Raw genomic sequence first — 22,312 nt, forward strand, 5'->3', positions numbered from 1 at the left:
ATAGGAAACTGTAAATCGTCAATATTCGTAAAAATCTTTTACAACCGTATAGTTAGATCTTAAAAGTAACATCCACTCGCCACCCTTCAGGCGACTGCTGAGTTTGATAAGTCCATCCATATTGAGCAATAAGCCTTTGAGTGAGTTCCAGCCCTAAACCAAATCCGAGATCATCACTTCCTACTCTAGGCTCTACATCACGATTCACGATAGATAAGGTATCTACTGACTGAGTAATCTCGACATGACCGTTTTCAGTGTGCTGAAAAGCATTACGAATCAGGTTTGAGATAACGATTCGACACAAACCTTCAGGCAATTGCAGTGTGGTTTGATCAACCGTGGTCGTCACTTCAACTGATTTACCCTGTAGCAAGTAACCAAGCTCTCCAACAATTTGCTCAATACTCTTTCCCAGCGAGACTGGAAAGCTAGGCAATGATTTACCTTCTTGGCGGTTCAACCAAAGCAGCGTTTCAGTCAAGTCGGTCATCGTAAACCCAGCGCGCTCTATTCGATCGAGCACTTCTAACTGTTTCTCTTCTGGAATCTGCTTAGTGATCATCTTACGCAGCAGTTCAGAGTTGGTTCGCGTCACCGCAATCGGCGTCCGTAGCTCATGACTGGCATACCCAAGGAAGCGTTGCTCTCGTTCCAAGCTCTCTTGTACCGAGCTTAAGCTAGATTTAATCAACTCACCCAACGTATTGAGCTCGCTGTAGTGAAAATTAGGTACTGGTTTCGTCAGCTGTTCTTTATCCAACCCTTTTGCCCAGTCTTTTAGCTCTTCTACCGGAGAGGCTATTTTTCTCTGAACCAGAATGAGTGCGACAAGAAAAAAGACGATGGCTCCCAAGCCAATAAAGATGATGTAGATAAACGGTGGCGGCTCGTTTTCAAACTTATCACTCATATCCATTTGCTTAAGCAGCAACGAGATATAACGAGTTTTCCCATCTACGACGACCTTCATTGCGAAATAGCCAGCCTCAGGCTCAGATATGACAGGCACGCCGTCAATCCGTTTTAGGAGTTCATTTGGGATCAATTCATCAGGATTAAGGTTTTGTTGAATCTCTATCGGCAAATCTTCCCACTTAGCCGCTAACGTCACATCATCAAATTGAACTGGCTCGTCATTTTCACCCAGTGGAAGCTCAGTCGCTTGTGCTCGCATGAACTCGGTCATTGCGGTATCAAGCCCAGCGAAAAAATAGTGAATGCCCGTGATGGTTAAAACGCCAATGGTGGCGCTACCAACAAACAGCATGGCAACGAGAAAATAGAGCCTGATACTCGGGCGGATTTTCATTTAGGCTTCCTCATTCAACTTAAAGGAAAAGCCATAGCCCGTAACGGTTTGAATGAGCTTGGTGTCGTTTGTACCATCGACGGCTTTTCTTAGATTGAACATATGAACCTTCAAGCTATTACTGTCGGGCTGTTCATCGCCCCACACCGCTTGCATCAGCTTTTCACGAGACACGGCATTTGGGCTCTCTCGCATCAAGCACTCTAAGAGTTTGAATCCTGTCGGAGACACTTTGAGTGCTTTTCCTTGGCGTGTGACACTTTTGTCTTGGAGATCTAACTCAACACCTTCAATGCACAACTTATGAATTTGTCCACTGCGACGTCGCGAAAGAACTTGTGTCCGAACAATTAACTCCTCCATCGCAAAAGGCTTCACAAGATAGTCATCCGCACCTTTAGAAAAGCCTTTCAGTTTGTCATCGAGGGTGTCTCGCGCGGTTAGCATCAGTATGGGCACATCAATGCCTTGTGAGCGAATCTTCTCGCACACCTCTAAGCCATTGAGTTTTGGTAAATTGAGGTCAAGGATAACGGCATCGTAATGATTGGATTCAATCAAGTTATAACCAGAAAGGCCATTCGCTGCGTGGTCACAGGATATATCTTCGAGATCTAGGTAGTCGATGACCGCCTTGGCCAAATCAAGATCATCTTCAACCAATAGAAGTTGCAAATTATCCACCTATTCTCCTTCGTCCAAACACAGCCCCATAAGCATCCTTATGGGGCTCGATAATCACATCATATAATTGTAACTTATTACGCTAAGTCTAACTGTCTACTTGAGCTAAGAAACTTATGTTTTACTTTGTTAATCAGAGTATTGATGTCGTTATGAATCAACAGCAGTGACGGCGTTAATACTAGTGTGATGACAGTAGCAAACAAAATGCCGTAACCAAGCGCCGCTGCAGCTGGAATCAGAAACTGTGCCTGCATCGAGGTCTCGCTCAACAACGGTGCCAAACCTGCAAACGTGGTGACAGAGGTCAGCAATACCGCTCGCAAGCGTCCAGTACATGCTTGTTGGATCGCATCTTTAATGGTCAATGACTTATCTTTTACCAACTCATTGAACCGAGACACTAACAATAGGCTGTCGTTCACTACAACACCGCTCAGAGCCAAAATACCATTTAGAGATAAGATGCTGAGAGTCAGATCATTTAACCAGTGCCCTAAAATAGCGCCAACAATACCAAATGGTATCGCGACCATAATGATCAAAGGCTGTACGTACGATTTCAACGGAATAGCCAGCAGTGCAAAGATCATGATCAGCGCCAAAACAAACGTCGATTGCATGGAATCTGTTGACTCTTGTTGCTGCTCTGCTTCACCCGTAAAGTCGATTTTCACCGTCGGGTAGTCAGCATTTAGCTCTTTCACAATACTGTTTTTTAATTGGGCGACAAGTTCATTCGATGCGACCTGATCTTTATCTACCACAGCAGTAATGTATACCGCGCGCTGGTTATCAATACGAGTGATTTCAGACTGCTGATAGTCGGAATAAACCTTAGCGACTGTCGTTAACGGCACAACCGTACCATCAGGGGTTCTTACCTTTGACGCACCAATATCCGCCAAGGTTTGACGATCATTTTCTGGATAACGCACACGAACTTTCACTTCGTCTTTGCCACGCTGAAAACGCTGAACAATGTCACCACCAAAAGATTGCAGCACTTGTTGGGCCAGTGTTGCCGTATCCATTCCAAGGGCGCGGCCTTGGTCTGTTAATTCGAAGCGGTATTGAGGTTCACCTAGATCCAGGTTATCGTCAATTCCGCTCACCCCAGCGACCGTTTGCAACTCTGCCTTAAGCTTATTCGCCGCTTCTTTCAATAACTCTTCATCATTGGCTTTCAATTCCGCTTTAAAGGCGTCCACCATCTCCATCATCGACAACACTTTAAGCTTTTTGACGCCTTCCATGTTTTCTGAGTTTGCTAACCAAACATCGGCAAATTGGTTGGAGTCATAAGTCGCCTCATCACTAAGCTCAATCGTCACTTTGCCCGATTTATCTTCCTCTGCGATTACCTGTACACTTGAAATGCCCGATTCACCACCATGAATCGCTCGTAACTGTTTATCAACTTCTAGTGCGTTCGCCTCTAACTGCAACAAGTTAGTTTGAGTTTGACCAAAACTGCTGTCGTTATACATGCTAATTTCAGCGGTTACGGTATCGCCAGCGATGTCTGGGAAAAAGGCCACTCGGACACTTCCGGTAAATGGCATCCCGATAACCAAAATAAACAGTGAGATAAAGCCAAGAACGACCGCGTATCGGAAGTTTAATGCCTGCTTAATCAGTCTTGTGTAGATCTTATTGTTAACCCACTCTAAACCGTTATCTGCCCCTTGCTGAATGCGATTCCAGATGCCTTTTTTATCAGAGCGTTGCGTATTCACGTGTGCTAAATGCGACGGCAATATCAGTTTTGATTCCACTAAAGAGAGCATCAAACAGATAGCAACGACCGTGGCAAACTGAGCATAGATCTGCCCCATTTTGCCTTCCACCATCGCGATCGAGACAAACGCCACCACAGTAGTTAGCACACCAAATATGGTTGGTGCTGCGACCTTATGCGTGCCTATGATCGTACTCTTTAGAGTGTCACCTTCTGCTCTGCGTGTTGAATAAATGCTCTCACCGACAACCACCGCGTCATCGACCACAATACCCAGCGCCATAATGAAACCAAATGTGGTCATCTCATTAATCGTGAGCCCCATAAACGAATCAGTCATGAAGAACAGTGTGCCGCAGAATACAAACGGTAGGCTCGCTGCTACCCAGAACGCTACTCGAATATTAAGGAACAGAGCCAATACGATGAATACCAAGGCTATACCTGTCAGCGCGTTCTTCGCCAATAGAGACAGTCGCTCCTTAATGAGCGTACTTTTGTCGTACCAGCTTTCAATTTCGACATTCTCTGGCAGTAAATTACTCGATTTCCATGTTTCTACGACTTGTTCGGCCTGTTCAACAATGCTGATGACATCACTGTATTCATCCATCACAATCTGGATGCCCATCGAATTTTGTTGGTTGTAACGCGACAAACTAAAGGTATCTTCTTCAAACACATCGCTGACGTTCGCGATATCGCCAAGGACGATTTGACCACCATTGGTTGTGTTCAAAATTGGGATTGCTCTAAAGTCTTCCAACTCATAAGCCTGCTCCGACACTTTTAGGCGAACCGTCTTATCACCATTACGCAAACTGGTTGCGATACTGGTCGACGATTCTGCGTTTATCGCGTTGGACACATCCGTCAGTGTGAGGTTGTAAGCTTGCAGCTTGGCCTCATCAACCTCGACTGAGATCATCGGATCAATCTTAGCCTTAACTTCCAGATCACGAATCTGACTTTGGCTCAGTAGGTCAGCCTTTAACTGCTCAGCTAGGTCTTGCAAAGTCGCGCGGTCTGTATCGCCATAAAGCTGCACCCACAGCGCGTGCTCTTGCATTCGTGCTTTGTCGATAACAGGATTATCCGCTTCGACAGGTAAGTTATTAATCGCATCAACCTTGGTTTTCACATCATCCAACAAGGTATCCAGATCATAGTTCGTCTCTTTTTCGATAGAGACATGACTGCCTGATGAATCAGAAATGGATGTAATATGCTTAATGCCAGATACCGTTTCTAACGCTTCCTCTATCTTCATTGCGATCCCCTCTTCCGCCTGAACGGGATCGCCACTATCGTAAGTGACAGACACTGTGACGATGTCAGGTTCCAGACTTGGGAATGCCTCTTTACGTAAGCCATCTACAGAGAACAAGCCCACCAGAATCACACCAAACATGAGTAGATTGGCGGCGACTGAATTTTGAGCAAACCAAGCAATAATACCTTTCGGCTGGTAAGAGGGTTGCTGATTTGTTGAAGGTAACAAACTCATGTTAGCCCTCCTCTGACATCGCATTTTCTGCGATATGTTGAACAACGCTGACTTTACTTACTGCTTGCGACACGGCTGGACTCACTTTCATACCGACTTTGAAGTTGCTCAATGGACGCATCACCACTTTTACTGCAGCTTCACTTTGCGTGGGTTCAACGTAAATGTGATCATCTCGCTCAAACAGTGTGGTTGCTTGCGATTTCGTTAACATGCCTTGCGAGTCCACCGTCCAAATCTCACCTTGTTGCGACAATGCCGATGCTGGCAACTGCCACAAGTTATCCACTTCTGCACCCGAAATCGTCGCTGTCACAAAGGTGCCAGGGAAAAGTGGCTGAGCTTGATCAAGCGGGTTATCGACAACTAATACAACAGAGCGCTGACGCGTATTCTGGGCGACATATTGATAGCTACGTTCTACCTGAGCTTGCCATTCGACAGACCCCGTACTGTCAGTAATGGTCGCCTTCCAAGTGATGTCGCCTTGCTGCGTTGATTTAGGTAGGTTCGCCCACTGCTGTTCCGATAACGGGATTTCTATCTCAATGCGATCGGTGCTGTATAGTGTTGCGATGCTGCCCCCTGCGTTTAAGTAGCTGCCAGGCTGGATATCACGGCTTACCACAACACTATCAAATGGCGCTCTTACCTCTGTATTGGTCAAATCTTGCTGCGCTTTTACTAACGCTTGCTTGGCGTTCTCTAGCTTAGCTTTCGCACTGGCAAGTTGAGGTTCACGAAGCACAAGTGGAGAGCTCGGTTCTCCGGATAAACCAGATCGTTCCCATTCAGAGCGAGCCTGTTCGCCTTGTCTCTGCTCTTCTAATAACTCTTGAGTTGCGGTCGCAACATCCGACTTCGCTTGAGTAACCGCTTGCTCGTATGTCGTAGTATCGATCTTCGCAAGTAACTCACCTTTTCTTACGGTAGAACCGGCATCAAAGCTGCTAGACAACCACTCGACACGACCGCTTACTTCACTGGCAAAAGCAAGCTCGTAACGCGGTTTTGTCTCACCAAAACCAACAACCTCTGCACGATAGCTAGCCGCGTCTGTAACCTGAACAGCAACTTGTGGAAGTGAGCGCATATCTAACGCTTGTTCACCTGCCATCTCGACCTTAGTTTGCGGTTTTGCTTGAGCCGCTTGTGCCATTTGGCTACCGTTATAAGCGACGACGGCAAAAATAGAACCTGCTGCGGCTAAGGTAATAGCGAACGTAATTGCATTCTTTTTTAATGTGCTTTTCATGCTTTGTTTCCTAGATTTTCGACACCTAGGCCCAGTGCTAAGCCTAAATCAATTCGGTTAAGTAAACGTTGGTATGTGGTATTGGTGAGTTGAGACTCGACGTCATAGGCCTGCTGTTGAACCGTCAATAAGTCGAAGATGTCCACTAGTCCTTGGCGATATTTCTCTTCATAACTGACCACACTACGTTTGGCACTCACTAGTGAAGCCTTTAGATACAGTTGCTGATCAGCTAATGAATCTTCTTGTCCAATCGCGTTTTCCACTTCATTCACCGCAGTCAGTAGCGTTTCTTGATATGCCCAATAGCTTTGCTCTGTTGTTAACTCGGCAATCTCGGCGTTGGTTTTTAAGCGACCACCTTGGAATAGTGGCGCAGATATCTGACCAAGCGCATTCCACAAAGGGTTGGCAAACAAGGCTTCACTCGGCGTTTCCGCCATATCCTTTAAACTTGCCGAGAGACTAAAAGATGGCAGCATCGCCTTATAAGCGGCATCCGTTCTCAAGCTCTCAGCTTCGATATTAAAAAACGCTTGTTGTAGGTCGGGCCGACCCGCAAGGTTTTGCACGGACATGTTGTCAAGAGGGTTTAAGACTTCAGGAAACGCTTGAGCGACGTTGACGTTAGTCACCTTGGTATTGAACTCCCCAGTCAGAAGTAGCAAGCTTCGCTTACTCTTTGACACGTTCTCTTGATATTGCGCGACAGTTGCACGAGTGGACGCGGTACTCGTCTTGGCGTTATCTAGCTCTTCAAGCGTACCTAAACCCACCTGATAGCGGTCTAATACCAATGTTTCGTTGTTTTCAAGAATCGATAAACGGCGCTGTTCTATATCCAGAAGCTGTTGATTGACACTGATCTCTAACCAGCCACGCATAATATTTGCAGCAAGAAGGTTGGTGGCGTTTTGTAGGCTTGCTTGAGATGCAGCAACGTCTTTTCTAGAAGCGGCTGTGACGTCTGCTAAGCGCTGCCACAGGTCGATTTCCCAACTCACGGTAACATCAGCCGTGTAACTCTCGTCACTGCCTTCCGTTTTCTCTCCTGAAAAATTAGCATTCGCCGTTGGTAGTTGGTCAGCGAAACTTAAACCCTCTTGGGCATACGTGATCTTAAGCGCCACGATACTCTGCTGAAGGCTTGGATTAGCGCTTAGCGCTGTCGATAGGTACTCGTCAAGCTCTGGTACATTGACAAGGTCGGTAATTAGAGTCGTTGGTTGTTCTGTTTGATCTTTCTCAGCCGTTTCTACTCGATTGAGTAGCTGCTGAATAGACTCATTTTGTTGCTCTGTTGCCTGCATTGAATAATCGGCTTCACTGGTTGTTGCACAACCCATAAGACCAGATAGCATTAGCGCAAGCACTGAATATCGAAACGTCATTGGTGCTCTCTCCCCACTTAGATGCGGCAAAGATAGAGCAAGCAGGGTTAAGGAGGGGTTAACGCCTCAATATATTCAGCAACAAAATGATTGGTTGAAAGAATTATTACCACTAGAAAGGAAAAAGAGCCTAATGCTGAGAGGGGACATTAAGCTCTTTGGTTATCAATCAGACAACATCAAGTGACAGCGTCACTCAGTGTTAATTGTATCTATGAGTGGCATGTTGTTTGGGAATAGCTTATCGCTCTAGATCGTCTCCGGCTCCAACTCACCTGCGCCTTGAACGGATCTTTGGCTATTTTCCACCAAAATTGCCGTAGCTGTTTCTTTCAATATGCTCCACTCTTTCTCATCGACCTCGATACCATTTTGCCAAGCATTACTTTGGCTCTCATGGAGTGATGAAGAAGTAACGTGTTGTTCATACCCTTGTGATAGTGTGCTCACATCAAAATCCTCAACCGACAGTTCAATTGTCATATTGTGGAAATGCTCAGTGTGAGTTTCTACATCATCCGACAAGAACAGCTCTGGAGCTACGCAGCCTCGGTTAAGAACATACAAGGTGCGCTTAGGGTTTGATCCGTTAACCCAACTTGCACTGCACGCGATGCCCTTTGATGCCAGTTTTACGAGCTCGCTGTAAGCCAACCAGCGGTTATGGCAATTAATGAGCTCAATTTTTAGTGCCTTATTGCCTACCATTTTTTCTATGGCGTAATCCATAATCACGGGTAGATGACACGCAACGCTGCTTTTGTGTAGATCCACTTGAACCGTATTGTCACTGGTTATTGAAATGGCCACAGGCGTATCAGACTCTAGCCCGATGTAGTTGCTCGCATTATTGAAGTGGCGCACGCCGTCTAAACCAACCATTTGCAAGTCCGCCACCATGTTGGCAACCACATCCGCTTCGCCACAGCAGCGGCGCATACCAAGAAAGGCTTTGTTTACAGCCGCGACAAGTTCATTGTGAGAAACGATCATCATTACTTATCCCCTTCAAAGTGAGTGTGGTTAGCGGCGTTGACGCTATGTTGTATTGGTGAAGACACCTGCTCAGGTAACAACGGGAACAACGGGAACAACCACTCATCTTCATGGATTTCGTCTAATAGTGGTGCTCCTTGGAAGAAGGTAACGCGAACCCAACGGTCTGAACGTGGGTCGAACTTAGTCGCACCAAAAATCGCTAACTTACAACGCAACAAGTGCATCGGCAGTGACGATTTATGGAGTACGTTCATTTGAATGTCTCCCATCGCACTTTGACCTAGTGACCATACTCTTCTTGAAATCGCACGATATTGCGGGTTTTGCACTAAGAACTCAGCCAAGGATAGTTCTGGCGGGAACTGAAGCAGTGCATGATACAAACGGTACGCCTGACGACCGATGTCCAACGGCAGCTCACGCTCTTCTCCTGGCTCTTCTCCACGAATCCCAAGTCTTGGCTCTTCTTTGTCTTGCGAGCGATACCAGAACCAATAGTTATTTTCTTCCTTGGTGAAATCGGTCGTAATTGCCCAGCGATATTTGGCTTCTAACAGCACTAAAATATCCTGAACTTTTTTCCCACTTGGGAGTGACAGCATCTCGCTACAGTTCATCTCGTCTTGATGTGCATCCACTAAATCAGGGTATAACTCCATCAAGCAGGAAATGAGTATTTCTTGGGCTTCGAGACTCATTGTTTGAGACTGAGTAACGAGTTGCTGCCATGTTCCGCATTTAGCCACGTTGGTGCTCAACGAAGCATTAAACTGTTTCAAGTCTTCAACAGCCTGTTGGTTTAAACCTTGTTGATGATCGTTAATCGTGATCACCTGCTCTAAATGGCAAATGGCTTTATTCAATAGCTGTTCAAGCGGAGAGATTTTGTCTTCAGAGACAGGTTGAGCTAATACACCGGCTAGCGCATGCTCACGCGTCGTCATCCATTGATCAACAATACATGGGTGATTGATTAGGTAAGGTGCCATACCTAAGCCTGTAGCATTACCAACCCCGAGATATCTCTGCAGACCTCGGTCTAGCTTCACCGCAGTATCGCCACCTGTTTGCTGAGCAAGGTAGTGAACCCAATCCAAGCTGAACTCACGTAGCAGATACACCGCACACATTTGCGCGCTAAACGACTGATTAAAATCTGGATTATTTTCAAGCACTTTAAAATCAGCAATACCAAATTTACCGTTGCCGTATACAGCCGTCGTTCTTAGTATGTAGCCCACTTCTGCCAACTCAGCGGGTGTAGGTTGTTTACCTTGCGCTAGGTGACTCACGATGTGTTCAAATACTCTGACACTCTTGTTGGCACGCGCTAAAACGATCACGTTATTTGGGTTACGCCCCGCTTCCTGCAATGGAACATTCGCTCGCAGTCTTTCAAGAAGTGCTTGGTCGACATCACCAACAACCAGTGCAAATGTTACGTCCCACTTTTCAGCGATCACTCTGTCATTGCGCTCGTCATCTGCAATCTCATCGCAAAAGACAACCAAATGATAAACATGGGTTGGCGTCGCCAATTTATAGATCACATGACCAAAGCCTCTTGGGCACAATTGCCAATCATGCTTAGTGACCTGCCATTGCTGTTGTGCCATTTTTCGAATCAGCGTTCTCACAAAGCTGATACGAGTTTGGTGCATTGCGCCTAGCCTTTCTGGCGCCATAACATTCTCTGCATTACGTAGTTCGGATTCAGTGTAGGTTGAACGATGTGCATCCATTTTGCTCACCACCTTTATAGTTATTTAGTATCACTAACCGTTCCCAGCCGAGGGTTAGTTTTCACGTTATTGAATGAAATGGGGCGAGCTTTCCGCCCCTGATTATTATTATTTTGTTTATAAGCCCTGCTCTTTTGCCATCTTGATTGCGATTTGTGGTGCATTCCAAAGTGACGGTAAAAGAATCAAAGAAACCGGTACTGCTGTTATTACGATGAACGATTGCAGTGCAGATATCCCACCCGAGCCCAAAGAGATGAGGATCAAGGCGGTCACACCCATTGCAACACCCCAGAATGTACGAATGATGGCATTTGGCTCTGTCTCACCACTGATCACAACACTGATCGTGTAAGTCATTGAGTCACCCGTTGTAACAATGAAGATAGTGGTTAGAATCAGGAACAAGATTGACACTAACATCGGCATTGGTAGCTGCTGCGTTACAGCCAACAGAGCGCCCGGCAAGTTAAACCCTTCAAATGCCTTACTCACACTACCTGGGTCAGCAATTTCAAACGCTAGACCAGAGCCGCCTACGATAGTGAACCAGAAGCAGGTAACTAGCGGCGCAACAACACTAATCGTCGTCACAATCTGGCGAATGTTTCTGCCACGTGAGATACGTGCAATGAAGATAGCCATCATTGGGCCGTAACCTAGGAACCAACCCCAGAAGAATACCGTCCACCAGCTTAGCCAACCTTCATCACCACGATATGTCGCCATTGGGATGAAGTTGTCCAACATGCTACCAACGCCTTGGATGTAGCCGTTGAAAATGAAGTTGGTTGGGCCAAACAGTAGGATGTAAACCATCAGCGCCATCGCAAGAATCACGTTGTAGCGACTTAACATTTGCATACCACGGTTCAGACCACTCAGCGCAGACAACGTATACAGAGCAATAGCAAACAAGATGATAATAAGTTGAGTTGTAAAGCCATCAGGTATCTCGAACAAAGCATTCAATGCGTAGCTCACTTGTAGCCCTAAGAAGCCAATAGGACCAATGGTTCCCGCCGCAACCGCAACAATACAACAAGCATCAATCAGTGCGCCTGTATGTCCTTTTAGTGCGCGCTCGCCAAGCACAGGATAAAGCAAGATACGTGGTTTCAGTGGCAAGCCTTTGTCATAATGAAGATGCATCACGACAATCGAAGTCAAGCTACCAACAATCGCCCAAGCTAAGAAACCCCAGTGCATGAAAGATTGTGACAATGCGTTCACCGCCCCTTGTTGAGCGCTCTCTTGTGCGCCATACAAAGGTGGTGGGCTTACATAGTGTGCGATAGGCTCTGCCGCTGCCCAGAACACGCCGCCACCCGCAAGCAGTGTACAGAAGATGATCGCCATCCAACGGAAGCCATCCATTTCAGGCTTATCTGTTCCACCAAGAACTACCTTGCCTGTTCGCCCTGCCGCCAAGCCAAGACCAATAAGAAAAGTAAGCAAAAGAAGCAGCTGCCAATATGGACCAAAGACTTTCACTGACCATGCAAAGCCGCTATTTACTAGGCTAGATAAGAGTTCGCCATCATAAAGTGCTAGGGCAACAAACAGTGCGATGAACCCGCCGCTGTACCATAGAGCTGGGTTACTCAGTCCCAGTTTGTCGTTATTTACGTCCTTAGTATTATTCGCTGTATTCGAATCTGACTTCTGTTTGTCCTTCTTCGACGATGCATTCATGCTCGCGGCTTCCAGACCATTCGGTTTCACGCTATTGGTTAAATCAGACATACTCTGACTCCAGAGGTTTCTTTGCAGCTGTCATAACAATGATGACTGCAAGCGGTGTATTTAACACCTGCCCTGTTATTGTTGTCTTGGGCAGGCTAGTCCATGTTTAGGTCTATCTGGTATAAGGTTTCCTTTTGTTTCGTCCTACCTTTTAGCAAGTGGCTCTAAGCCGTCTTGTAAAAAGTTAAACCAGTTTTCACCTAGTATTTTTCCAGCCTCTGCTTCACTGAAGCCGTGGCTTATCAAACCGTTATAAATATTTTCCATGCCAGCACTTCCACAGAACCATGGCAGTGCATCTGGCCATCCTGAGTTGCTCGCTGACCCTTCTCCATAATCCATCGCTTTAGACCAGCGACCATTACGCATCCACTCCAATACCGATTGAGGTTGGTTCAGGCACAAATCGCTACCAATGCCTAGGTGCTCAACGCCGACCATATCTGCTGTTTTTGCAACCATCTGGCAAAAGTCTTCAAGGGTACATTGGCTGCCGTTTGGCAGATGGAATGGGTATAAACTGAAGCCAATCAAGCCACCACGTGCGGTTAGCGCTTTGATCACCTCATTAGATTTGTTTCGCAATGCATCATGCGCAAAGGTTGGGTTAGCATGGCTAATACAGATTGGACGTGAAGAGAGGTCAATCGCTTCAAGTGTTGAACGTTCTGCACTGTGCGACATGTCGATGATCATGCCGACCCGGTTCATCTCTTCTATCGCTTGCTTACCAAAGCGAGTAACACCCGTATCGTGCTGCTCATAACAACCTGTCGCTAAAAGGCTTTGGTTGTTGTAAGTCAGCTGCATGATCAAAAGCCCTTGCTGACGCATCACTTCGATCAAACCAATCTCATCATCAATTGGAGAGCAGTTTTGTGCACCCATGAAGACGCCCACTTTGCCTAGCTGTTTGGCTTTTTCGACATCTGCCATTGAGTGGATTGGCATTATAAGGTCCGTGTTTTGCTCAAACCTTAGGTTCCATTCAGCAAAGCGAGTCAGAGTTTCACGTGCATTTTCGTGATAGACAATCGTTGCGTGTACTGCCGTAATGCCGCTGGCTTTCAATGTTTGAAAATATTCGCGATCCCAATTGCAGTACTGTAATCCATCGATAACTATTCGTTGCTGGTACATAACCACTCCTGTTGAATAACTCAAAATCGAACGTTTGATTCAGCCCGAGCTACACTCGGGCTTGATCCTTGTTCAGTGACAAAGGTGTTAGTAAGGACGCTGGTAGGCAGTTTTAACCACGGTATAGAACTCTTTCGCGTATTGGCCTTGTTCACGAGGACCAAAGCTAGACTCTTTACGTCCACCAAATGGCACGTGGTAATCCGTCCCCGCGGTTGGAAGATTCACCATTACACACCCGGTTTGTGCTTGTTCTTTGAACATTGCGCTAGTGCGTAAGCTTTGAGTGATAATGCCGCCAGTTAAGCCAAAGCGTGTGTCATTGGTCGTCGCGATCGCTTCTTCTAAATCAGCCACGCGAATGACACTAGCCATCGGAGCAAACACTTCTTCTTGGTTCACTTCCCAGCTATTTTGAGTGTTCAAGAAAAGCGTTGGTGACATGTAGTAGCCTTCATGTTCTAAGTTCAGGCGCTCACCACCAAACGCAAGCTCTGCACCACTTTGACGAGCCTTCTCAATCCAATCGAAGTTCGCTTCCAGCTGCTTACCGTCAACCACTGGCCCCATGAAGATGCCATCTTGCAGTGCATGCCCTACTTTGAGTTCGCTCATGCGTTTAATTAGCGCTTCAACGTATTGATCGTGGATGCTATCCATTACTACCAAACGAGACGAAGCCGTACACTTCTGACCAGCGCCAGAGAACGAACCAGCAATTGTTGCTTCAACCGCGGTTTGGATATCGGCATCATCAGCAATAACCAACGCATTCTTTGAGCCCATTTCTAACTGGCAACGTACGAAGTTTGGCGCTGTCGCCGCAGCAACTTTACGACCCGTATCAACTGAACCCGTGAAGCTCACGCCATTGACATCTTTGGAATGAATCAGTGCATCGCCTACGGTTGAGCCGCTACCTAGAACAAGGTTGAACGTTCCTGCTGGAATACCTTGGCGATGAATGATTTCCGTTAACGCAACAGCGCTTGCCGGTGTTAAGTTCGCAGGCTTCCAAATAACGCTATTACCAAACGCCAATGCTGGCGCGATTTTCCAAGCCGCAGTCGCAGTTGGGAAATTCCAAGGAGAGATAATGGCGATAACGCCTACAGCTTCACGAGTCACTTCAACGGAGACTCCTGGACGAACGGAAGCAGCGTTATCACCAATTTGACGAAGTACTTCAGCCGCGAAGTACTGGAAGAATTGACCGGCACGATAGATTTCACCACGGCCTTCAGCAAAAGGTTTACCCTCTTCACGAGAGAGTAGCGTCCCTAGCTCATCACAACGTGCAATCAGCTCGTCACCAATCGCCTGAAGAACCGCTTGCTTGCGCTCAATAGGCGTTTTTTCCCACTCAGGTTGAGCGTGTTTTGCAGCAGAGATAGCCTGCTGTACTTGCTCTGAGCTTGCTTGCGCGAAATCACCTAGGTTTTCTGAAATATCAGAAGGGTTAATGTTAGCAACCGTACTGACGCCCGCCTGCCATTCACCACCAATATAGAGTGCATTTTCCGCTTGAACATTGTTTAGTTGAGTCATCATTCTATCCTTGTCACGTCTCAGCGACTGTTGAGTCTGGTCGCCCTGTATTGATTCGAAATTAAGTTTTGTTCAGTTTACTTGTTCAGCAATCGCGCTTTACGCTTGTTGCGAAGCCGACGCATACACCACAAATTCCACCAGCATCTCTTCTCTTGCGAGCCCTGCTACAACCATTGCTGCGCGGTTTGGATAAGGCGCCTCAAAGTACTCTGCATAAACAGCGTTAACGGTTTTGAGGTATTCGCGGTCAGTCACGTAGATGAGTACCTGCAGAACTGAGTCCAATGACTCACCTGCGCACTCCAATGTGTGTTTTAGATTGTTAAAAGTTTGTCGCGTTTGAGCTTCAATCCCACCTTCAACCACCGCTCCGGTGTCATCAATTGGGATTTGAGCGGTATAAAGAGTACCGTTGCTAACAATTGCCCACTCTAATGGCGCTTTAGAGGCGAATAGTTCCGTTTTTACTGGCTGCTTTTTAGTCTGTGTGTTCACGTTTTAATCCAACTTTGTAACAACTTTGTTTCAAGATGGTTAAATATTGCACCTTGACGCCTGATAAATCTAACGGTAAATTTCGTGCATTTGATAAATAAAACTTATCACCATGCACAAAGTAAGGTGAAATAAGGGATTGAGAGGAATTCAAACGGATGAGTATCAAACTGCAGCAGCTAAAACATTTCGTTTTTGTGGTAGAGGAAGGCGGTTTTAGAGCCGCAGCGAACCGCGCTAACCGCTCTCAAGCAGCACTATCGACTTCAATTAAAGAGTTGGAAAAGATACTTGGTCAGCCGTTGTTTGAAACAGGAAACAAATCAACCCTGACGCCATTTGGAGAAATTTGCTTACCCAAAATCGTTCAATTCTTAAACGTCTATAAAGCACTGGATAATGACTTGAGAGCCGCAGCAGCCGGCCAGCAAGGAAGAGTTAGAATTGCCAGTGTTCCCTCTGTCGCAGCGAAGTTGATCCCGAGTGTTCTGGGTGCCTTTTGTGAGCAGTACCCGAATGTAGAAGTGAGTTTGATTGATGATAACGCAGCAGGTGTAGAAGCAAGGCTGTTATCGGGAGAAGTGGATGTTGCACTCGGCAATAGTTCAAGCCTTGATGAAGATACTATTGACTTCACCCCTTTGATCTCTGATCCCATTGGTGTGGTGTGCTTGAAAGACAACCCAATCGCTAATCAGCCAGAAGGGATAGAGTGGCAAACCTTGCTACAGCAACCCTTTATAAGAAATGGAACATGCACGCTGCTCGACCCGACTCCTGCTCGAACACTCAGTGAACAAGCACTCTATTCTGTCGAGAACATCACCTCTCTATTCTCTGTATTGGAGCTTGGTATCGGAGTGACAACGCTACCGAAGCTAGCTTTTCCAACTAACGAAACCCGTTTGACCTGGATTCCATTAATTGACCCGCCGTTAAAGCGTCAAATTGGTATATTCAGGCTCTCAGATAGGACTATCTCACCGCAAGCACAGGCCTTTCATGACCTGTGCGTGCAGTATTTGAAGATTAACCAATAACGGTTCATTGGTTACGTTGGTTTTTCGTTTAACAAGGTTTACTGGCTAATCACGATTCAGCCAATCGCCCGAAATCGAGATAGAGTGCTGATCGAAATCTATGGTGCAATCCGAGCCTAATGGTAGCGTGAACATTGGGTGAGTGTGGCAGCAATCAAAGCCTGATAAGATCGGCACTTCTTGACCATTTAACACTTCAAGTAGAACATCCAGTGGTGCTCTACCTGTCCCTCTGTCATTAAATAACTCGTGTTTACCAAGAACAATCGCAGACACTCGATCAAAGATGCCACACGCTTTAAGTAGTGAGAAAGAGCGCTCTACCGTTTCAATTCCTAACATGCAATCTTCTACCAACAAGATATCGCCTTGTTTTATTTCAGGCATGTATTCACTGCCCCAAATCGCACCCATGGTATTTAGGTTGCCGCCAATAATACGACCTTTCACCACACCAGAACCCAAGTATTGCCATTCGTTCTGATAAACCGGTTTGGCTTTGTCTTGAGTTTCCCATTCAGCACGAAAGTCTGTCCACACGGCAGGCATTTGGTAAGTATGTTGTTCAAGGTCTTGGCATAAGATCTCATGGAAAGACGCGAAGGTTTCCTCAACCAGTGGCGCAAATTCACCGAATGATGCAACCAGCGCAGGACCGTAAAATGTTGGAATACCTGTTTTGGCGTGAATACCAAGTAGCAGAGCCGTGACATCGGAATAACCAATGATCACCTTTGGATCGTTTTTCAACGCATCGTAATCTATATAAGGGAGCAGTGCGTTACTGTTGTTGCCACCAATCGTAGACATAATGCAGCGTATGCTTGGATCTCGAATCAGCGCATTTAACTCATTAGCTCGCTCTTGAATTGACCCAGAACGGTAGCCATCCGATTTACCCGTCAACTGCCCCGCCACTAACTCAAACCCCTTACTTTCAAGAAACTGTTTTGCTCTTTCAAAACGTTTCGGGGCAAACACCGTCGCCGGAGATGAAGGAGAGAAAAAAGCGATCTTATCGCCTCGCTTAAGGGGTTTTGGTAGCAACATAACGATTTCCTTATTCTTTTTATTTAATAGCCAAACACTAAGCTATTGAAATATAGATAAGATTTCAACATATAAACGAAATTCAGTTTAACGTGTGAAATGTAAACTCAAGGAAACAGATAAAGAATAGAACGTAAAAAACGTCTGAATTGGAGATTAATCACAAGAATAAGGTAGCTATAGATCAAGCGCTACGCCTGAAACAGATGAACTGACATTGACTCATCTTACTTATCTCTTGCTACTTGCCGTTTTCAGCCTCATGTTCAGCCACAAAACGTTTGATGAATTGTCGAATCTCGCGTGCAGCAGAGGTATCCATATCGTCACACAGTGAAATAAAGTTATCTTTTAACTCACTATTAATTCTAATGATCAACTGGCTATCTTTTGCGTTCGCTTTGTTCTTTTTAGTGGCCATCACTGCGCACCTTAGATACTCGATTTGATTATTTCGATTCTAAGACACACTACAGCAGAGAGCCAATGTGAATCGTATATTCACTGTATATACATGATCCGGCTCTACAATTCATTACAACTTGAAAGTCATAAATAACAACGTAGCAGCGCTAAGTCACAGAAATAACTCACTTATCCGTACATGTAGCGCGACATAAAGAAGTTGACGTTTTCAATAACCGCGTCGTACTCATCTTCTGTTTTCTCCACATCCCAAAACAGTAGCTTGTCGTAAGTCGGCATCGGTGAAACCCTTTGGATTGCATTTAAGCTCACCGTGATTAAAAGATCGTAGTGTCCAGCACTAAAATCACCCTCTAGCTTTTCAAGACTACCAAAAGTCTGCAAGCTAGCCCTCTCTCCAACCGCAGACGTGGGGATGGAGTAACAGACGATATCAAAGTGCCCATAGCATTTGATATCGAGCTGCTGCGCTGCAAACAGTGCAAGGTCATTGCTGGTATCTCCTAACACAAAGATCCGTTTGCGTTTTAGAGGTGCGGTTGTGCGACCAGATAAGGCAGAGCGTTTTACTCTGCCATCCAGTTTATCGCTGCGTCCAATCGTATTACCCAAAGCGGCCACTGATATAGTCCCTAGTCAAACGGTGTTGTGGGTTATGAAACACTTCCTTGGTCTCATTCACTTCAATCAAATCACCCAAATGAAAATAAGCAGTTCGGTCAGACACGCGCAATGCCTGCTGCATAGAGTGCGTGACAATAACAATACTGAACTGTTTTTTGAGATCATGTATCAAGGCTTCAATGACTTCAGTCGCAATTGGGTCGAGCGCTGAACAAGGCTCATCCATCAAAATGACTTCTGGGCTAATTGCAATCGTACGCGCAATGCACAGACGCTGCTGCTGACCACCAGAGAGCCCCGTTGCTGGCTGATCCAGCCGGTCTTTAACCTCATCCCATAAACCCGCTTTGGTTAACGACTCCTCTACCACTAAGTCCATGTCCGATTTCTTCTCAACCAAACCGTGTAAGCGAGGGCCGTAGACAATGTTGTCGTAGATGGATTTAGGGAATGGATTGGGTCTTTGGAAAACCATGCCCACTTGAGAACGTAACTCTACGATCTCTTGCTCTTTGCCATAGATATCTTGATTGTCTAAGGTGATACTGCCATTAATCACACAACCATCAACCGTATCATTCATGCGATTTAGGCAACGAAGAAAGGTGGATTTACCACACCCAGACGGACCAATCATAGATAAGACTTCACGCTCGCCGATGTCTAAGCTGACATTTTTGATCGCTTGCTTTTGACCATGATCGTAAAACACATCCACATTGCGCGCTGACATACGCGCTTGGTCGATGAATGGTAGACCTACCGTCTCTCTCGATTCATCGATACGATGATGAACCGAATTTGCTGCTTGGACTTCAACTTGCAGTTGGCCAGATAAAGTTTGAATATTTTCAGTCATTTGAGAAGCACTCCTACCAACGGCGTTCTAAACGTTTACGCAGTAGTACCGCGCATGAATTCATAAAAGCTAAGAAGAAAAGTAAAACCATGATTGCGCCAGAAGTGTTCTCCGCAAAACCTTTCTCTGGGTTTTCAGCCCACAAATAGATTTGAACAGGTAAGGCACTCGCGGCATCGAATGGTCCCTGCGGAACATCAACAATGAAGGCCACCATACCAATCATAATCAGAGGTGCTGTCTCACCAAGCGCCTGTGCCATGCCTATGATCGTGCCCGTCAACATCCCCGGCATCGCCAAAGGCAAAACGTGGTGTGTCACCGATTGCATCTTAGACGCCCCTACTCCAAGCGCCGCATCCTTGATCGACGGCGGCACGGCTTTTATGGCTGCACGGCTAGAGATGATGATGGTAGGCAGTGTCATCAGCGACAATACCAAGCCCCCGACTATCGGCGCTGATCGAGGCAGTTCCGCAACATTTAAGAAAATCGCCAAACCAAGCAAACCGAACACGATCGATGGCACTGCTGCAAGGTTGTTGATGTTAATCTCGATCATATCGGTGATCTTGTTCTTAGGTGCGAACTCTTCTAAGTAAGTCGCTGCTGCTACCCCAATAGGAAAACTGATACAGAAACAGACAAGCAAGGTGTAAAACGACCCAACCATAGCACCCCAGATACCGGCCAATTCGGCATCACGGCTATCCCCGTTACTGAAGAAGTTTTCGTTAAACACCGTTCTCACTCTGCCTTGGTCATTAAGTTGCTCAAACCAAGCGATTTGATTGTCTTTAAACTTACGGGAATCTTCTGGAATCGATGAATCCACATTCCCCTTGTTGTATTGATTAAACAAGTCACCCGCTAATGCCCAGTAGGTGATTTCGCTGCCTACTAGTGAAGGATTTTCGACCACCAAGTCACGAAGATCGTATTCCGCACCTCTTGAAATGAAGGAGTACAACGCTTTGCGCTCTTTTCGACCATTGACTTCAATCTCTTCTCTAATCGCATTGCGCAGAGCTTTCATATAGTTAGCGCTAAACAGCTCCGTTTTATCGGGCGATTCATTGATGAGCCCCAGCGTGTCATGGTCTAAACTGACCTGCAGTTTTATCTCTGTGGTATAAAAAGCGGTGTATCCCTGAGAGGTAATCGAAGCAATCAATATTACGAGGAACAAGATTGCAGAACTGATAGATACAATTCCGTACCAACGAAAGCGCCCTTCTTTGGACTTCCGTTTTGCTAAGCTCGCCTTAACCTTGGCTTTCTTAGTTTTTGATATTTGATTTAAAACACTAGTCATATTGCTCTCGATATTTCTTAACGATGCGTAGTGCGACAAAGTTCAGCACAAGCGTTACCACAAACAGAGACAGCCCCAATGCAAATGCCGCTAGTGTTTTCGGGCTATCGAACTCTTGGTCACCTACTAGTAACGTGACAATTTGGACGGTAATCGTGGTCACCGACTCAAGTGGATTTGCAGTGAGGTTGGCAGACAAACCCGCAGCCATCACGACGATCATGGTTTCACCAATCGCACGCGAAACAGCCAATAACAAACCACCCACAATGCCCGGGAGTGCTGCTGGGAGTACCACGTTTTTAATGGTTTCAGACTCGGTCGCGCCTAAACTTAAAGAGCCATCACGTAGGGATTGAGGCACAGCGGTGATTACGTCGTCAGACAAAGAAGAGACAAATGGAATGATCATAATGCCCATGATTAAGCCCGCAGCTAATGCACTCTCAGACGATGCTGAAGTCAATCCGACAGCGTGTGCCGTATCACGAATCATTGGTGCGACAACCAACGCAGCGAAGAAGCCATAAACAACCGTTGGAATACCCGCGAGTACCTCAAGAACTGGCTTAACTACGTTTCGTACTTTTGGTGAGGCGTACTCTGCAAGATAAATTGCGCTCATCAATCCGACTGGCGCTGCAATACACATTGCAATAGCAGAAATCATCAGCGTGCCAACAAACAGCGGGATAAAACCAAACGCGCCACTCGCACCTTGCTGGTCTTCACGCAAAGCGACTTGTGGCGACCACTCTAAGCCGAAAATAAAATCCGTCACCGGTACAATATTGAAAAAACGAATCGCCTCGAACAGTACTGAAAGTACAATCCCTAGCGTGGTCAAAATCGCGATGACCGAGCAGATAATTAAAAACACCTGCAGGATGTTTTCGACATAAACACGCGCTTTGACTTTTGGTCGTACTAACTTCAAGCCCACGGCTAAGCCAGCAAATGAAATAGCGATCAATGTAGCGAACCGAAGATTATTGCCCGACTCCGTTATATAGATGTAGTAACGAGAGGCTTCGATTAGCCAACTTTTGTCGGTATCCGTAATCCCGTCTGCCACGTGCTTTATCTGGCTAAACAGTAGCGATGGTTCAGTCCCTCCAGCAAGAACACTGCTTGGTAGATTTGACATCACCATCGACTCAACGATGGAGGGATAAAAGACGCTCCAAACTGCAAAAATGATCAACGCAGGGATGGCTGATAGCATGGCTGCTAATGTTGCGTAGTAAGAGGGTCTAGAGTGAAGGTATCTTAATCCACCGTTGGAATGAGCCAGTTGCTTAGAACGACTTCTGGTCGCCACATAAGCGAACATTGGGATACCAAACAACAAGATCACAAGCAAAGAATTCATAGGGCCTCTGAAAATGAAAACGGGGTAACCTATTGGCTAGGCACCCCGTGAATTCGACAAGAA

Annotated in this window: 17 protein-coding genes and 1 pseudogene; 1 reads left to right on the forward strand and 17 read right to left on the reverse strand. The window is 46.1% G+C overall.

What is annotated here, in order from left to right:
* Window positions 1-52 precede the first annotated feature (52 nt).
* The 11 genes and pseudogenes from L1D60_RS05775 to L1D60_RS05825 form a co-directional block, all read right to left on the reverse strand.
* The gene (locus L1D60_RS05775; RefSeq protein ID WP_239840151.1) at window positions 53-1,312 is read right to left on the reverse strand and encodes a HAMP domain-containing sensor histidine kinase; all 1,260 of its coding nucleotides are present in this window, start codon (window positions 1,310-1,312) and stop codon (window positions 53-55) included.
* Window positions 1,313-1,996 carry a response regulator transcription factor gene (locus tag L1D60_RS05780; protein WP_239840152.1) on the reverse strand — a complete coding sequence of 228 codons (684 nt, stop codon included), beginning with the start codon at window positions 1,994-1,996 and terminating at the stop codon, window positions 1,313-1,315.
* 77 nt (window positions 1,997-2,073) lie between these two features.
* Complete coding sequence (locus tag L1D60_RS05785; protein ID WP_239840153.1) at window positions 2,074-5,244, reverse strand: efflux RND transporter permease subunit; 3,171 nt, start codon at window positions 5,242-5,244, stop codon at window positions 2,074-2,076.
* A 1-nt stretch (window position 5,245) separates the two neighbouring features.
* On the reverse strand, window positions 5,246-6,499 hold the full coding sequence (locus L1D60_RS05790; RefSeq protein WP_239840154.1) for an efflux RND transporter periplasmic adaptor subunit: 1,254 nt from the start codon (window positions 6,497-6,499) through the stop codon (window positions 5,246-5,248).
* On the reverse strand, window positions 6,496-7,890 hold the full coding sequence (locus tag L1D60_RS05795) for a TolC family protein (RefSeq protein WP_239840155.1): 1,395 nt from the start codon (window positions 7,888-7,890) through the stop codon (window positions 6,496-6,498). The genes L1D60_RS05790 and L1D60_RS05795 overlap by 4 nt, the downstream gene beginning before the upstream one ends.
* Before the next feature lie 249 nt (window positions 7,891-8,139).
* Window positions 8,140-8,883, reverse strand: a complete 744-nt coding sequence (locus L1D60_RS05800; protein WP_239840470.1) for a DUF3726 domain-containing protein — start codon at window positions 8,881-8,883, stop codon at window positions 8,140-8,142.
* A gap of 74 nt (window positions 8,884-8,957) precedes the next feature.
* A pseudogene (locus L1D60_RS05805) lies at window positions 8,958-10,665 on the reverse strand (hypothetical protein); the annotation flags it as partial.
* Between the two features lie 83 nt (window positions 10,666-10,748).
* A complete protein-coding gene (locus tag L1D60_RS05810; RefSeq protein ID WP_239840156.1) occupies window positions 10,749-12,377 on the reverse strand; it encodes a BCCT family transporter in 1,629 nt (542 codons plus the stop codon).
* Between the two features lie 144 nt (window positions 12,378-12,521).
* A complete protein-coding gene (locus L1D60_RS05815; RefSeq protein ID WP_239840157.1) occupies window positions 12,522-13,517 on the reverse strand; it encodes a membrane dipeptidase in 996 nt (331 codons plus the stop codon).
* A gap of 87 nt (window positions 13,518-13,604) precedes the next feature.
* Window positions 13,605-15,065: an aldehyde dehydrogenase family protein gene (locus tag L1D60_RS05820; protein WP_239840158.1), complete on the reverse strand. Its 1,461-nt coding sequence runs from the start codon at window positions 15,063-15,065 to the stop codon at window positions 13,605-13,607.
* Window positions 15,066-15,164: 99 nt separating this feature from the next.
* Window positions 15,165-15,563 carry a RidA family protein gene (locus L1D60_RS05825; protein WP_239840159.1) on the reverse strand — a complete coding sequence of 133 codons (399 nt, stop codon included), beginning with the start codon at window positions 15,561-15,563 and terminating at the stop codon, window positions 15,165-15,167.
* Window positions 15,564-15,721: 158 nt separating this feature from the next.
* Between L1D60_RS05825 and L1D60_RS05830 the strand changes: the two genes are divergently transcribed.
* Window positions 15,722-16,603: a LysR family transcriptional regulator gene (locus L1D60_RS05830; protein ID WP_239840160.1), complete on the forward strand. Its 882-nt coding sequence runs from the start codon at window positions 15,722-15,724 to the stop codon at window positions 16,601-16,603.
* Between the two features lie 45 nt (window positions 16,604-16,648).
* On the opposite strand, the gene L1D60_RS05835 is transcribed toward L1D60_RS05830, so the two are convergent.
* The 6 genes from L1D60_RS05835 to pstC form a co-directional block, all read right to left on the reverse strand.
* Window positions 16,649-17,653 (reverse strand): S66 peptidase family protein, encoded by a 1,005-nt coding sequence (locus L1D60_RS05835; protein ID WP_239840161.1) that lies wholly within the window; start codon window positions 17,651-17,653, stop codon window positions 16,649-16,651.
* A gap of 241 nt (window positions 17,654-17,894) precedes the next feature.
* Window positions 17,895-18,074 (reverse strand): hypothetical protein, encoded by a 180-nt coding sequence (locus L1D60_RS05840; RefSeq protein ID WP_239840162.1) that lies wholly within the window; start codon window positions 18,072-18,074, stop codon window positions 17,895-17,897.
* A 173-nt stretch (window positions 18,075-18,247) separates the two neighbouring features.
* Complete coding sequence (locus L1D60_RS05845; RefSeq protein ID WP_239840163.1) at window positions 18,248-18,700, reverse strand: hypothetical protein; 453 nt, start codon at window positions 18,698-18,700, stop codon at window positions 18,248-18,250.
* Complete coding sequence (pstB, locus tag L1D60_RS05850) at window positions 18,684-19,436, reverse strand: phosphate ABC transporter ATP-binding protein PstB (protein ID WP_239840471.1); 753 nt, start codon at window positions 19,434-19,436, stop codon at window positions 18,684-18,686. Before pstB ends, L1D60_RS05845 begins: the two co-directional genes overlap by 17 nt.
* Before the next feature lie 139 nt (window positions 19,437-19,575).
* Window positions 19,576-20,877, reverse strand: coding sequence for a phosphate ABC transporter permease PstA (gene pstA, locus L1D60_RS05855; protein ID WP_239840164.1), 1,302 nt, complete (start codon window positions 20,875-20,877; stop codon window positions 19,576-19,578).
* Complete coding sequence (gene pstC / locus L1D60_RS05860) at window positions 20,870-22,249, reverse strand: phosphate ABC transporter permease subunit PstC (protein WP_239840165.1); 1,380 nt, start codon at window positions 22,247-22,249, stop codon at window positions 20,870-20,872. The genes pstA and pstC overlap by 8 nt, the downstream gene beginning before the upstream one ends.
* Window positions 22,250-22,312 lie beyond the last annotated feature (63 nt).

Source organism: Vibrio sp. Isolate30, assembly GCF_022397975.1.
Classification (GTDB): domain Bacteria; phylum Pseudomonadota; class Gammaproteobacteria; order Enterobacterales; family Vibrionaceae; genus Vibrio; species Vibrio fortis.